Source organism: Kosakonia oryzendophytica, assembly GCF_900094925.1.
Classification (GTDB): domain Bacteria; phylum Pseudomonadota; class Gammaproteobacteria; order Enterobacterales; family Enterobacteriaceae; genus Kosakonia; species Kosakonia oryzendophytica.
The window spans coordinates 62,258-74,997 of sequence record NZ_FMAY01000001.1; the positions used below are offsets into that span (position 1 = coordinate 62,258).

The following is a 12,740-nucleotide window of genomic DNA, read 5'->3' on the forward strand; positions in this document are numbered from 1 at the left end:
ATAAAAGGTACTCAATGAAAACCGTAACCGTAAAAAACCTCGTGATTGGCGAAGGGGCACCCAGAATTATTGTGTCGTTAATGGGAAAAGATATCGCCAGTGTGAAATCTGAAGCGCAGAGCTATCGCGACGCGGATTTCGATATCCTCGAATGGCGCGTCGACCATTTCGCCAATGTAGCCTCAGTTGAGGCCGTGCTGGAAGCGGCATCCGCCATCCGTACGATCATCACGGATAAACCGCTGCTGTTTACCTTCCGCAGCGCCAAAGAAGGCGGCGAGCAGGCGTTATCGGCTGAGCAGTACATTGCGCTGAACCGTGCGGCAGTCGATAGCGGCCTGGTGGATATGATCGATCTGGAGCTGTTTACCGGTGACGAACTGGTCAAAACCACCGTGGAACATGCACACGCGAAAAATGTGAAAGTCATTATGTCCAATCATGACTTCCATAAAACACCGCCGGCGGAGGAGATCGTTCAGCGCCTGCGGAAAATGCAGCAGCTTGGCGCAGATATCCCCAAAATCGCACTGATGCCGCAAAACAAAACCGATGTCCTGACGCTGCTCACCGCGACGCTGGAGATGCATGAGCGCTATGCTGACCGACCTATCATCACCATGTCGATGTCTAAAACCGGCGTAATTTCACGTCTGGCGGGTGAGGTGTTCGGGTCTGCGGCTACCTTTGGCGCGGTAAAAAAAGCCTCTGCACCGGGCCAAATATCCGTTAGTGACCTGCGAACAGTATTAACGGTATTGCATCAGGCTTAATAAACCCAATTCAGGCGGGAATAAACATGCCCGCCCTTAATTAAAACAAATGACCGGACGTGAATATTTTCAATAAATATTCCGCGGATTCGTACGCCTTTATTTCGCTGCACGGCGAATAATGCGGCTACCCGCCCGGTTATTTCGAGGAGCGATGATGAAACCTGAAAGACCCACACGCATTAATGGGCGTGTCACTGTGCTGTCTGCGCAGGACGCGGTGAATTATATTCCGGACGAAGCCACACTTTGTGTTTTAGGAGCAGGTGGCGGCATTCTTGAAGCCACCACATTAATTACCGCTTTAGCGGAGAAATATAAACAGACGCAAACACCGCGGAATCTTTCCCTCATCAGCCCGACCGGTCTGGGCGATCGCGCCGATCGTGGCATCAGCCCGCTGGCGCAGGAAGGTCTGGTGAAATGGGCGTTATGCGGGCACTGGGGGCAATCACCGCGCATCTCCGATCTGGCTGAGCAAGGAAAAATTGCTGCCTATAACTACCCACAGGGCATATTGACGCAGACATTGCGCGCCGCCGCCGCCCATCAGCCCGGCATTCTCAGTGATATCGGTATCGGGACGTTCGTTGACCCCCGCCAGCAGGGCGGCAAGCTGAATGAGGTCACCAAAGAGGAACTGATCAAGCTGGTGGAGATCGATAACAAGGAGTACCTCTACTACAAAGCGATTGCGCCGGATATTGCCTTTATCCGCGCGACCACCTGCGACAGCGAAGGTTACGCTTCGTTTGAAGATGAAGTGATGTATCTGGATGCGCTGGTGCTGGCCCAGGCTGTGCATAACAACGGCGGCATCGTGATGATGCAGGTGCAGAAAATGGTGAAAAAAGCCACCCTGCATCCCAAATCAGTGCGTATCCCCGGCTACCTGGTGGATATTGTGGTCATTGACCCAAACCAGACGCAGCTGTACGGCGGAGCGCCGGTGAACCGCTTTATCTCTGGCGATTTTACGCTCGATGACAGCACCCAACTCACCCTGCCCCTTAATCAGCGCAAGCTGGTGGCGCGCCGTGCGCTGTTTGAGATGCGCAAAGGTGCGGTGGGTAACGTCGGTGTCGGTATTGCCGATGGCATCGGGCTGGTGGCACGGGAAGAAGGCTGCGCAGACGACTTTGTCCTGACGGTGGAAACCGGGCCAGTTGGCGGCATCACCTCACAAGGGGTGGCCTTTGGCGCCAACGTGAATACCCGCGCCATTCTGGATATGACCTCGCAATTCGATTTCTACCACGGCGGTGGTCTGGATGTCTGTTACCTGAGCTTTGCCGAAGTGGATCAGCACGGTAACGTCGGCGTGCATAAATTCAATGGCAAAATAATGGGCACCGGCGGCTTTATTGATATTAGCGCCACCTCAAGAAAAATTGTGTTCTGCGGCACGCTGACCGCCGCCGGTCTGAAAACGGATATTACCGACGGCCAGTTGCGCATTGTGCAGGAAGGTCGGGTGAAAAAATTCATTTCCACGCTGCCAGAAATTACCTTTAGCGGAAAAATTGCCCTCGAACGCGGGCTGGATGTCCGTTATATCACCGAACGCGCGGTGTTTACGCTGAGAGAAGACGGTCTCCATTTAATCGAAATTGCGCCAGGCATCGACCTGCAAAAAGACATTCTGGACAACATGGAATTCACCCCGGTTATTTCCCCTCATCTGAAACAGATGGATGAACGCTTATTTATCGACGCCACCATGGGGTTCGTCTTACCCGAAGCGGCCCATTAACAGGAGTACAATAATGGATTTTTCTTTAACCGAAGAGCAGGAATTGCTGCTTGCCAGCATCCGCGAACTGATCACCAGTCACTTCCCGGAAGAGTATTTCCGCACCTGCGATCAGACGGCAACCTACCCGCGAGAATTTATGCGCGCGCTGGCCGATAATGGCATTTCCATGCTTGGAGTACCGGAAGAGTTCGGCGGCATTCCGGCAGATTATGTCACGCAGATGCTGGCGCTAATGGAAGTATCAAAATGCGGCGCACCGGCGTTTCTTATCACCAATGGGCAGTGTATCCACAGCATGCGCCGTTTCGGATCTGCCGAGCAACTGCGTAAAACTGCCGAAAGCACCATGGAAACCGGTGACCCGGCCTATGCACTGGCCTTAACGGAGCCAGGTGCGGGTTCGGATAACAACAGCGCCACCACGAGCTACACGCGCAAAAATGGCAAGGTGTACCTGAACGGGCAAAAAACCTTTATTACCGGTGCGAAAGAGTACCCTTACATGCTGGTGCTGGCACGCGATCCGCAACCGAAAGATCCGAAAAGAGCCTTTACGCTGTGGTGGGTGGATGCCAAAAAACCGGGTATCAAAGTCAACCCGCTGCATAAAATTGGCTGGCATATGCTGAGTACCTGCGAAGTCTACCTCGACAATGTGGAAGTTGAAGAGAGCGACATGGTTGGCGAAGAGGGGATGGGCTTTCTCAATGTGATGTATAACTTTGAGATGGAACGTCTGATCAATGCCGCGCGTAGCACCGGCTTTGCTGAATGCGCGTTTGAAGATGCCGCTCGCTATGCCAATCAGCGTATTGCCTTTGGCAAACCAATTGGTCATAACCAGATGATCCAGGAAAAACTGGCGCTGATGGCCATCAAAGTCGAGAACATGCGCAATATGGTGCTGAAAGTGGCCTGGCAGGCAGATCAGCAACAGTCTCTGCGTACCAGCGCAGCGCTGGCGAAACTCTACTGCGCACGAACGGCAATGGAAGTGATCGATGACGCCATTCAGATCATGGGCGGGCTGGGTTACACCGACGAAGCGCGCGTTTCCCGGTTCTGGCGCGATGTGCGGTGTGAACGTATCGGCGGCGGCACGGATGAGATCATGATTTATGTGGCGGGCCGGCAGATCCTGAAAGACTATCAGGACTAAGCGGATAATCCCTCAGTTCCCGGTAAACCGGGAACTGAGGTAACCACCTAAAACAGGACATTCTCCTGCGGATAAAAGCTGGGCAGGTGCTCTTGCTCACTCACATTATTTTTAAATTGCCGCCGGTAATCGCTTGGCGAGCAGCCGCCATGACGCAGAAAAAGCTTGGCGAAGTGATCCACATTTTCATACCCCACACGCCAGGAGATTTCCGCCAGCGAATTATCGGTATTGGTCAGCGCAAATTTGGCTTCGGTCATCCGCCGCTGGATCACATAGTTGATGGGGGAAATACGGTACTCTTTAGTAAATTCGTGACAGATATAACTGACACTGGCGCGAAATTGTTTTGACAACTGTTCGAGCGTTATTTTTTTGCGGTAATTGTTATTCAAATAGACCAGAACATCTTTAATTAATGCATCTTTTTTAATATAGCCCTGTTCCGAACGGTAGGCATTTTTAAAATTCTCGTAATACAACACCGTCAATGCATAGGCAAAGGCATCATAGACGGAGGACGTTAAGGTATTTTTACTTTGAGGTAACATTACACTCAATTCATTAAATATGCTTTTAATCACCGCTTTCCCCTGACCGGCGGAAACGACCGGACATGAATGCGGCTGCAACAACTGGTGCTCCTCCCGGTCACGAAAACGGAAGCTATGCAGGGCGCAGGTATAGGTGGTGGCAGGCGCAGTGGCATCCGATGCCACTGCGTGCAACCGCCCACGTTCAATCACCACAATATCATCCGCATGTGCGACATACAGTGAGGAGTCGATGATTAATCGCGCCACACCTTTTTTCACGTAAATAAGCTCGGTTTCATTATCGTGAACATGATGCCCTGATTCCCAGGCCGGATCATCGCTGATGACAAAGCGTGAAAATCGGGGTGTTTCCCCCTGCGCGAAAAGGGGTTCCATGGCATTATCAAAGCATCGCTGATACATGACAACCTCACATTTTGAGAATAAGCCCAAACAAAATAATAAGGATAAAATAGAGCGAGCGCTGCGGTTATTCAACTGGACTTTACAGGCGCAGAACAAGATTATTTACCGGGCATGCAAGATAATATGTTTACGCACGCAATTTATTTTCACTGACTTTTATTTTGCTTAATCGATCTCACTTTTTTTGCAAGATTGTTAGCAACGAAAACAGCTTGCCCCGTCGAAAACCCGATCCCGCTATCGCACACTATTTCCAGTCACGTTTGACCTTTCGTCGATGTTGGCGTCACCGCCAATATTCGCCCGCGACTTACAGGAGATGCCATGAAAATAATAACCTGCTTTAAACTGGTGCCTGAGGAACAGGACATTATGGTCATGCCCGACCATACGCTCAGCTTTGACAATGCAGAGGCGAAGATCAGCCAGTTCGATCTCAATGCCATCGAAGCGTCCACACAACTCGCCAGTGAAGGCGATGAGGTTACCGCACTGACCGTCGGCGGCTCGCTGCTGCAAAACTCGAAAGTACGTAAAGATGTCCTTTCCCGCGGTCCAAACAGCCTGTTTATGGTGCAGGATGCGCAACTGGAGCATGCCCTGCCGAAAGAAACCGCCCAGGCGCTGGCCGCAGCGGCAGAAAAAATAGGCTTCGATGTGATGCTGTTTGGCGAAGGTTCCGGTGACCTCTATGCCCAACAAGTGGGGTTGCTGGTTGGTGAGCTTCTGCAACTGCCGGTGATTAACGCGGTCAGCAGCATCCGGCGCGATGGCGCAACACTCACCGTTGAGCGCACGCTTGAAGAAGACGTGGAAGTGATCGAACTGACGCCGCCCGCCGTGCTCTGCGTCACGTCGGACATTAATGTCCCGCGCATTCCCTCCATGAAAGCCATTCTTGGCGCAGGCAAAAAACCGGTCAATCAGTGGCAACCCAGCGATATTGGCTGGAACCCGACCTCGCCGCAGGCGGAACTGATGGAGATCATCGTACCGCCAGCCACCACGCGCAAACACATCATCCTCGACAATGATTCGCCGGAAGCGATCGCTGCCCTGGCCGAACACGTGAAAAAAGCCCTGAATTGAGCCCAACGGAGAAGAACATCATGAGTCAATTAACCCGTGTCTGGGTACTGAGCGACAATGCTGAACGCTACGCAGAATTAATGACCGGTGCACGTCAATGGGGCCAACAGGTGCATGCCATTGTGTACGGTGCTGAACAGGCGAGCCGCCTCCAGGCACTGGGCGCAGATAGCGTGACGGTGCTTGAGCCGCATTCCGACCTGCAACGCATTGAAAACTTTGCCGAAACCCTTGCCGCTCTGATTGAGCAACAGAGCGCCGGTCAACCCGCGCTGCTACTGATGACCACGACAAAACGCTGCAAAGCCTTGGGGGCAAGACTCAGCGTGCTGCTCAACGCCACCCTGGTGAACGATGCCACGGCGGTTAGCATTGATGCCAGTGGCGTCTGTGCGCAACACCGCATGTATGGCGGTCTGGCCTTTGGTAAAGAAAAGCTGAACAGCGCACTGGCCATTATTACCCTTGCGCCAGGGGTAATGGAGCCCGCTGCCACCGATCCCTCCCATACCTGCCCCGTCATCACGGCGGAGTATATTGCGCCGCGCCATGAGATCCGTTGCCGGCAGCGCCGGGCGAAGACGTTGAGCAGTGTGGATTTGAGCAAAGCGAAACGTGTGGTTGGCGTGGGCCGTGGTCTGGCCGCACAAGACGACCTCGCTATGGTACGTGAACTGGCCAGCGTGCTGGGCGCAGAAGTGGGATGTTCCCGGCCGATTGCTGAAGGCGAAAACTGGATGGAGCGCGAGCGCTATGTCGGCGTCTCCGGCGTGTTGCTGAAGTCCGATCTCTACCTGACGCTGGGCATTTCCGGTCAGATTCAGCATATGGTCGGCGGCAATGGCGCGAAGGTGATCGTCGCCATCAACAAAGACAAAAATGCGCCGATCTTCAATTATGCCGATTACGGCCTGGTGGGCGATATCTACAAAGTCGTGCCGGCCCTGATCGACGCGCTGAGCCACTGACCCTTGTTCTTACGCAGATATCCCGCTGCGCGGACAGCGGGAAGGGAGCATAACGCATGTCGGATGAAAAATTTGATGCCATCGTGGTTGGCGCGGGCGTGGCGGGAACGGTGGCCGCCTATGTGATGGCTAAAGCCGGGCTGGATGTGCTGGTTATCGAGCGCGGTAACAGCGCAGGCAGTAAGAACATGACCGGAGGCAGGCTTTACGCACACAGTATTGAGCGCATCATGCCTGGCTTCGCGCAGAACGCGCCGATTGAGCGAACGGTGACCCGCGAGAAAATCTCCTTTTTGACCGAAGAAAACGCCGTCACCCTCGACTTTCAACGGGAAAAACCCGCCCTCCCCGCGCAGGCCTCTTACACGGTGCTGCGCAACCGGCTTGATCCATGGTTGATGGAGCAGGCGGAACAGGCAGGCGCGCAGTTTATTCCGGGCGTACGGGTGGACGCGTTGATCCACGAAGGCAACCGGGTCACCGGTGTGCAGGCGGGCGATGACATTCTTGAGGCCAATGTGGTTATCCTGGCGGACGGCGTTAACTCTCTGTTGGGCCGTTCGCTAGGCATGGTACCCGCCCCCTCGCCACACCACTATGCCGTGGGGGTGAAGGAGTTGATCGGCTTGCCCACAGCGCACATTAACGATCGGTTTAACCTCGAGGGGAATGAGGGCGCAGCGTGGCTGTTTGCCGGTTCGCCATCGAATGGCCTGATGGGCGGCGGATTCCTGTATACCAACCGTGATTCGGTCTCTATTGGTCTGGTGTGCGGGCTCGGCGATATCGGCCAGGCAAGGAAAAGCGTGCCGCAGATGCTGGAAGATTTTAAACAGCACCCCGCCATTCGCCCGCTGATTCAGGGCGGTAAATTACTGGAGTACTCCGCACATATGGTACCGGAAGGCGGTCTGGCAATGGTGCCGCAACTGGTGAGTGACGGCGTGATGATCGTGGGTGACGCCGCCGGTTTCTGTCTCAATCTGGGTTTTACCGTGCGCGGCATGGATCTGGCCATTGCCTCAGCCGAGGCGGCGGCCAACACCGCTATCGCGGCAAAACGTCAACAGGATTTCTCTGCGCAGGCATTGTCGGACTATAAACGCGCGCTGGAGCAGAGCGTGGTGATGCGTGATATGCAGCACTTCCGTAAGCTCCCGGCACTCATGGAAAACCCGCGTCTGTTTACCCAGTATCCACACATGGTGGCAGACATCATGAACGATATGTTTACCGTTGATGGCCGGCCGAACCAGCCGGTGCGCAAAATGATGATGTCCCATATGAAGAAAGTCGGGCTAATGAATTTACTGAAAGATGGCATCAAAGGGGCGACCGCATTATGAGTCAGGAAAACAGCGTTAATGTTGACGTCAAACTGGGCGTTAATAAATTCCATGTCGATGAGGGCCATCCGCACATTATTCTGGCTGATAACCCCGATATGGCTGAGTTTCGCAAATTACTTAACGCCTGCCCGGCCAACCTCTACAAGCAGGATGCGGATGGCAACATCCATTTTGACTGCGCCGGTTGCCTTGAATGCGGCACCTGCCGCGTGCTGTGTGGGGAGACCATTCTCGACAAATGGACCTACCCGGCGGGTACGTTCGGCGTCGACTTCCGCTACGGCTGAGTCCCCAATACTGCCTGAAATTCGCGAAAGGACATCCGCTCACGATGTCCTTCCTGTTCGCACGTTTAACGGTTTATTGACTGAGAAGAGTTCATGAGCGTCACGATAACGTTTAATGCTGAACGTCGGGAAGCGTACCGACGGCAAGGTTTTTGGGGCGATGCATCGCTGGGAGATTACTGGCACCAGACCCTACGCGCCATGCCAGATAAAGTCGCCGTGGTGGATAACCACGGCGCGTCTTATACCTACGCGGCGCTTGATCACGCCGCAAGTTGTCTGGCGACATGGTTGTTGAACAACGGCATTCAGCCTGGCGATCGCGTGGCATTCCAGCTTCCTGGCTGGTGCGAATTTACCGTGATTTATCTGGCCTGCCTGAAAACCGGCGCGGTTTCCGTGCCGTTGCTGCCTGCGTGGCGGGAAGCGGAACTGGTGTGGGTGTTAAACAAATGCCAGGCGAAAATTTTCTTTGCCCCTACCCTGTTTAAACAGAGCCGCCCGGTGGATCTGATCCTGCCGCTGCAAAACCAGTTACCCGGCTTACAGCGCATTGTTGGTGTGGATAAACTGGCTCCGGCGACAACCACGCTCAGCTTCCACCAGCTACTGCAAGATAACGCCCCGCTCGCCGCACCACGCCAGGTGCACGGCGATGCACTTGCCGCCGTGCTGTTTACCTCCGGCACCGAGGGGATGCCAAAAGGCGTGATGCTGACGCACAACAATATTCTCGCCAGCGAGCGGGCATACTGCGCGCGGCTGAATCTGACCTGGCAGGATGTGTTTATGATGCCTGCCCCGCTGGGGCACGCCACAGGTTTTCTGCACGGTGTCACCGCGCCGTTTCTGATTGGCGCACGCAGCGTGTTGCTGGACATCTTTACGCCGTCCGCCTGCCTTACGATGCTGGAGCAACAGCGTTGCACCTGCATGCTCGGTGCGACACCGTTCGTTTATGACATTCTGTGCGCGATAGAAAAGCAGCCAGCCGATCTCTCGTCACTACGTTTCTTTCTCTGCGGTGGAACCACTATCCCGAAAAAAGTGGCGCAGGGTTGCCAGCAATTAGGGATCGCGCTGCTAAGTATTTATGGTTCGACGGAAAGTTCGCCCCACGCGCTGGTCAATCTTGACGATACTCCCTCACGAATGATGAATACCGATGGTTATGCCGCAGCCGGAGTGGAAATTAAAGTGGTGGATGAGTCGCGTAAAACGCTGCCGCGCGGAATGGAAGGAGAAGAGGCGTCACGCGGACCCAATGTGTTTATGGGGTATCTCGGTGAGCCGGAGCTGACCGCCCGCGCGCTGGATAAAGAAGGCTGGTATTACAGCGGCGATCTCTGCCGCATGGACGATGCGGGGTATATCAGCATTACCGGGCGTAAAAAAGATATCATCGTGCGCGGCGGCGAGAACATCAGTAGCCGCGAAGTGGAAGACGTGCTGTTGCAGCATCCAGCCATTGAAGATGCCTGCGTGGTCGCCATGCCGGATGAGCGGCTGGGCGAGCGCTCATGCGCTTATGTCGTGCTGAAAGTGCCAGGGCAACCCCTGCCGCTGGCGGACGTGGTGGCGTTTTTCAGCCGTAAGCGGATGGCGAAGTATAAATACCCGGAACGCATCGTCATCGTGGATAAACTGCCCAGAACATCCTCCGGCAAGATCAAAAAATTCCTGCTGCGCCAGGACATTATCCGGAGGATGAGCAACGAGAACGAATGCAGCAGCCCGGCGCGGCGCTACTCTCATTCTTAGACGCGCGGCGGTCGAATCTGCCGGTCTGCTGGCCTACCCCCATCAGATCGGCAAACCACCCGGCATTATTTGGGCTGCGGTGTTTTCATTAACATCGCCGTCAGGGCAGAAAGCAGACACCCTACCATCAGATAAATCGCCACCGAATGCCACTCACCGCCGGAGAAGGTTAACAATGCGGCGGCAATAAACGGCGTAAACCCACCGCCCACCACGCTGGCGACCTGGTAACCCACACCCGCGCCACTGTAGCGATAACCCGCACCGAACATTTCAGTGAACATCGGCTGTTGCACGCAGACCACCATATCGTGGGCGATATTGGCCAGCATCAACGAGAAAATCACCACACCGAGGATCGATCGCGCCTCCAGCGCCATAAAGAACGGAAACGCGCTCAACGCGCCCAGCAACGCGCCGGTAATATAGACGCGTCGCCGGCCGTAGCGGTCCGCCATCCACGCGAACAGCGGAATAGTCAGGCAGCTGATTCCGCCAACCAGCAGGCCAATATTGAGAAACAGCTCGCGCGGTAACCCGAGGTTCTGCGTCGAGTAGTTAAGCGCAAAGGCCGTGACGATATACATCGTCAGCAGTTCACACAGGCGCAGAGCGATAATTTTTAAAAATGCAGCCGGGTGACGCACCAGCGCTTCAAACACCGGCAGACGTTTTTTCTCACCCGTTGATTGCTGTGCCTGCGCGTGCTCAAACTCGGCGGACTCTTCCATACCATTGCGCACCCACAGCGCCCCCAGCACCAGCACAATGCTGAACAGGAACGGCAAACGCCAGCCCCAGCTCAGGAACTGCGCATCGGTGGTCAGACTGCTGATTAACGACACCAGCCCGGTGGAAAGCAGCAGGCCAACGCCATACCCCACCTGCACACCGCTACTGTAGAAAGCTTTTTTACCGTTGGGCGCACTTTCCACCGCCAGCAGCGCCGCACCGCCCCATTCGCCACCGACAGCAAAGCCCTGAAGCGCACGGAGGATCACCAGCAGCGTGGGAGCCCACCAACCGATGGTGGTAAATGACGGCAAAATACCAATACAGGCGGTGGCGATGCCCATCATCCAGACGGTCATCATCAACATCCGTTTGCGTCCCAGACGATCGCCAAAATGGCCGAAGATAATGCCGCCCAGCGGACGGAACAAGAAACCGACGCCAAAGGTGGCGAAGGCGGCGAGCGTGCCCATCGCCGGATCGATCTGCGGGAAAAACTCGCGGTTAAACACCAGCGCCGCGGTAATGCCGTAGAGCAGAAAATCGTACCAGTCGACTACCGCGCCGGCAAAGCTGCCCCAGGCAGCACGGCGGGCGCGGTGAAGTGAAGGTGTCTCCTCGTTGGGGCGGGGGGTAATGAGCGTGGAGTCCATAGTTGTCCTGTCCGTTCCTAATCTGAATTTTTATAGTTATGTATTGCGGGAAAAGATTACTCACATCGTACGCAGCAAAATAAAAGCCGCACCTGAGACTACAGCGACAAGCGGCGGGAGAAAACCCTTTTACGGGACGACGGGCATGAATGGGGAATTCAACTCAGGGAAAGCGGATGCATAGAACATTATCCGGTGAAGCCTGCAAACAGGAGCAGAGAGAGGTTAACGCCGCACCATAGTGATCTGCTGTGTGACGAATGCACTGCGGAAATATTCACGCAGCGCCGCCATCGCTGGGGTAAAACGGGCATCATAGCGCCACGCCAGACCGACGCTCATCGGATGCACATTATTAACCAGCGAACGGGTCTCAATGCGCCGCCCCTCCAGCGACCACGGCCGATAAACCAGGTCTGATAAGATGGTAACGCCCGAACCGTTGGCGACCATACTGCGTACCGCCTCAACGGAGCTGGTGCGCAGGATGACGCCAGGACTCGCCCCGGCCTCCTCCCAGTAGCGCATGGCGCTGTCTGCCGCTTCATCAACGGTGAGCATAATAAAGGGTTCATCGGCCACATCCGCCAGCGTCACCTGCGATTTTTCGCATAACGGGTGGCGCGATGGCAGCCACAACCGGCGCGTTGAGTTAAACAGGGTTTCGGCATAAATCGACTGATGGCGCAAATTACCGGTCAACACCAATGCCATATCCAGCGTCTGGTCTATCAGACCCTGCTCAATATCCTGACGCTCATACTCGAATAGCTGGATATCAATGTGCGGGTAGTCCTGCATCAGCCGCTGAAGGTGAAACGGTAAAAAATAGCCAATCACGGTGTAACTTGCCGCCAGACGCAGCGTGCCGCGCACACCGGTATCGCTGACCGGCATACTGCGCACGGCATTTTCTACGGTCTGCAAAACGGTATAAGCATGATTGAGAAAGTGATTTCCGTAGTCCGTCAACATCATGCCATGCACCGAACGGGTAAACAGTTTCTTGCCCAGCAGCTGCTCCAACTCCTGAATAGCGCCCGTCACCGCCGACTGCGAAATATTGAGATGGACAGCGGCCAGCGAGATCTGCCCCATTTCAGCCGTGGCGACAAAATAACGGATCTGGCGTAGCGTCAGCATTGATTTGCCCTCTGATCATTTCATCGTAAATGTTCACAAATATGCGTTCTGTTTTTCTGATACCAGCGTATCTAAAAATACTACTTTCCGGATACAAATAAATATTCA

11 protein-coding genes are annotated in these 12,740 nt (G+C 54.7%); 8 read left to right on the forward strand and 3 right to left on the reverse strand.

The features are described from left to right. Positions 1-14 precede the first annotated feature (14 nt). The 3 genes from aroD to GA0061071_RS00305 all read left to right on the forward strand — a co-directional run bounded on the left by aroD (position 15) and on the right by GA0061071_RS00305 (position 3,688). On the forward strand, positions 15-773 hold the full coding sequence (gene aroD / locus GA0061071_RS00295) for a type I 3-dehydroquinate dehydratase (RefSeq protein ID WP_088237988.1): 759 nt from the start codon (positions 15-17) through the stop codon (positions 771-773). 157 nt (positions 774-930) lie between these two features. Beyond that, positions 931-2,526 (forward strand): acyl CoA:acetate/3-ketoacid CoA transferase, encoded by a 1,596-nt coding sequence (locus GA0061071_RS00300; RefSeq protein ID WP_061494249.1) that lies wholly within the window; start codon positions 931-933, stop codon positions 2,524-2,526. Between the two features lie 13 nt (positions 2,527-2,539). Continuing rightward, positions 2,540-3,688 (forward strand): acyl-CoA dehydrogenase, encoded by a 1,149-nt coding sequence (locus GA0061071_RS00305; RefSeq protein WP_061494248.1) that lies wholly within the window; start codon positions 2,540-2,542, stop codon positions 3,686-3,688. Between the two features lie 47 nt (positions 3,689-3,735). On the opposite strand, the gene GA0061071_RS00310 is transcribed toward GA0061071_RS00305, so the two are convergent. Beyond that, entirely contained in the window at positions 3,736-4,647 is a 912-nt protein-coding gene (locus GA0061071_RS00310) for an AraC family transcriptional regulator (RefSeq protein ID WP_088237989.1), read from the reverse strand. Between the two features lie 327 nt (positions 4,648-4,974). Between GA0061071_RS00310 and GA0061071_RS00320 the strand changes: the two genes are divergently transcribed. The 5 genes from GA0061071_RS00320 (at position 4,975) to fadK (ending at position 10,104) form a co-directional block, all read left to right on the forward strand. Further along, complete coding sequence (locus GA0061071_RS00320) at positions 4,975-5,739, forward strand: electron transfer flavoprotein (RefSeq protein ID WP_088237990.1); 765 nt, start codon at positions 4,975-4,977, stop codon at positions 5,737-5,739. A 20-nt stretch (positions 5,740-5,759) separates the two neighbouring features. Beyond that, positions 5,760-6,707, forward strand: a complete 948-nt coding sequence (locus tag GA0061071_RS00325) for an electron transfer flavoprotein subunit alpha (RefSeq protein ID WP_088237991.1) — start codon at positions 5,760-5,762, stop codon at positions 6,705-6,707. A 56-nt stretch (positions 6,708-6,763) separates the two neighbouring features. Next, positions 6,764-8,053 (forward strand): FAD-dependent oxidoreductase, encoded by a 1,290-nt coding sequence (locus GA0061071_RS00330; protein WP_088237992.1) that lies wholly within the window; start codon positions 6,764-6,766, stop codon positions 8,051-8,053. Then, entirely contained in the window at positions 8,050-8,343 is a 294-nt protein-coding gene (locus GA0061071_RS00335) for a ferredoxin family protein (protein ID WP_088237993.1), read from the forward strand. The genes GA0061071_RS00330 and GA0061071_RS00335 overlap by 4 nt, the downstream gene beginning before the upstream one ends. A gap of 93 nt (positions 8,344-8,436) precedes the next feature. Further along, the gene (gene fadK / locus GA0061071_RS00340; RefSeq protein WP_088237994.1) at positions 8,437-10,104 is read left to right on the forward strand and encodes a medium-chain fatty-acid--CoA ligase; all 1,668 of its coding nucleotides are present in this window, start codon (positions 8,437-8,439) and stop codon (positions 10,102-10,104) included. Positions 10,105-10,169: 65 nt separating this feature from the next. Here fadK and shiA read toward each other — a convergent pair whose 3' ends face one another. Continuing rightward, positions 10,170-11,489: a shikimate transporter gene (gene shiA / locus GA0061071_RS00345; RefSeq protein ID WP_061494241.1), complete on the reverse strand. Its 1,320-nt coding sequence runs from the start codon at positions 11,487-11,489 to the stop codon at positions 10,170-10,172. Positions 11,490-11,714: 225 nt separating this feature from the next. Next, positions 11,715-12,632, reverse strand: coding sequence for a LysR family transcriptional regulator (locus GA0061071_RS00350; RefSeq protein WP_061494240.1), 918 nt, complete (start codon positions 12,630-12,632; stop codon positions 11,715-11,717). Positions 12,633-12,740: the final 108 nt, after the last annotated feature.

Excerpts from the sequence above, each read along its gene's own strand:
- fadK (WP_088237994.1), top strand. The coding sequence starts at position 8,437 with ATGAGCGTCACGATAACGTTTAATGCTGAACGTCGGGAAGCGTACCGA.
- shiA (WP_061494241.1), bottom strand. The coding sequence starts at position 11,489 with ATGGACTCCACGCTCATTACCCCCCGCCCCAACGAGGAGACACCTTCA.
- GA0061071_RS00330 (WP_088237992.1), top strand. The coding sequence starts at position 6,764 with ATGTCGGATGAAAAATTTGATGCCATCGTGGTTGGCGCGGGCGTGGCG.
- GA0061071_RS00325 (WP_088237991.1), top strand. The coding sequence starts at position 5,760 with ATGAGTCAATTAACCCGTGTCTGGGTACTGAGCGACAATGCTGAACGC.
- GA0061071_RS00305 (WP_061494248.1), top strand. The coding sequence starts at position 2,540 with ATGGATTTTTCTTTAACCGAAGAGCAGGAATTGCTGCTTGCCAGCATC.
- aroD (WP_088237988.1), top strand. The coding sequence starts at position 15 with ATGAAAACCGTAACCGTAAAAAACCTCGTGATTGGCGAAGGGGCACCC.
- GA0061071_RS00300 (WP_061494249.1), top strand. The coding sequence starts at position 931 with ATGAAACCTGAAAGACCCACACGCATTAATGGGCGTGTCACTGTGCTG.
- GA0061071_RS00350 (WP_061494240.1), bottom strand. The coding sequence starts at position 12,632 with ATGCTGACGCTACGCCAGATCCGTTATTTTGTCGCCACGGCTGAAATG.
- GA0061071_RS00320 (WP_088237990.1), top strand. The coding sequence starts at position 4,975 with ATGAAAATAATAACCTGCTTTAAACTGGTGCCTGAGGAACAGGACATT.
- GA0061071_RS00335 (WP_088237993.1), top strand. The coding sequence starts at position 8,050 with ATGAGTCAGGAAAACAGCGTTAATGTTGACGTCAAACTGGGCGTTAAT.
- GA0061071_RS00310 (WP_088237989.1), bottom strand. The coding sequence starts at position 4,647 with ATGTATCAGCGATGCTTTGATAATGCCATGGAACCCCTTTTCGCGCAG.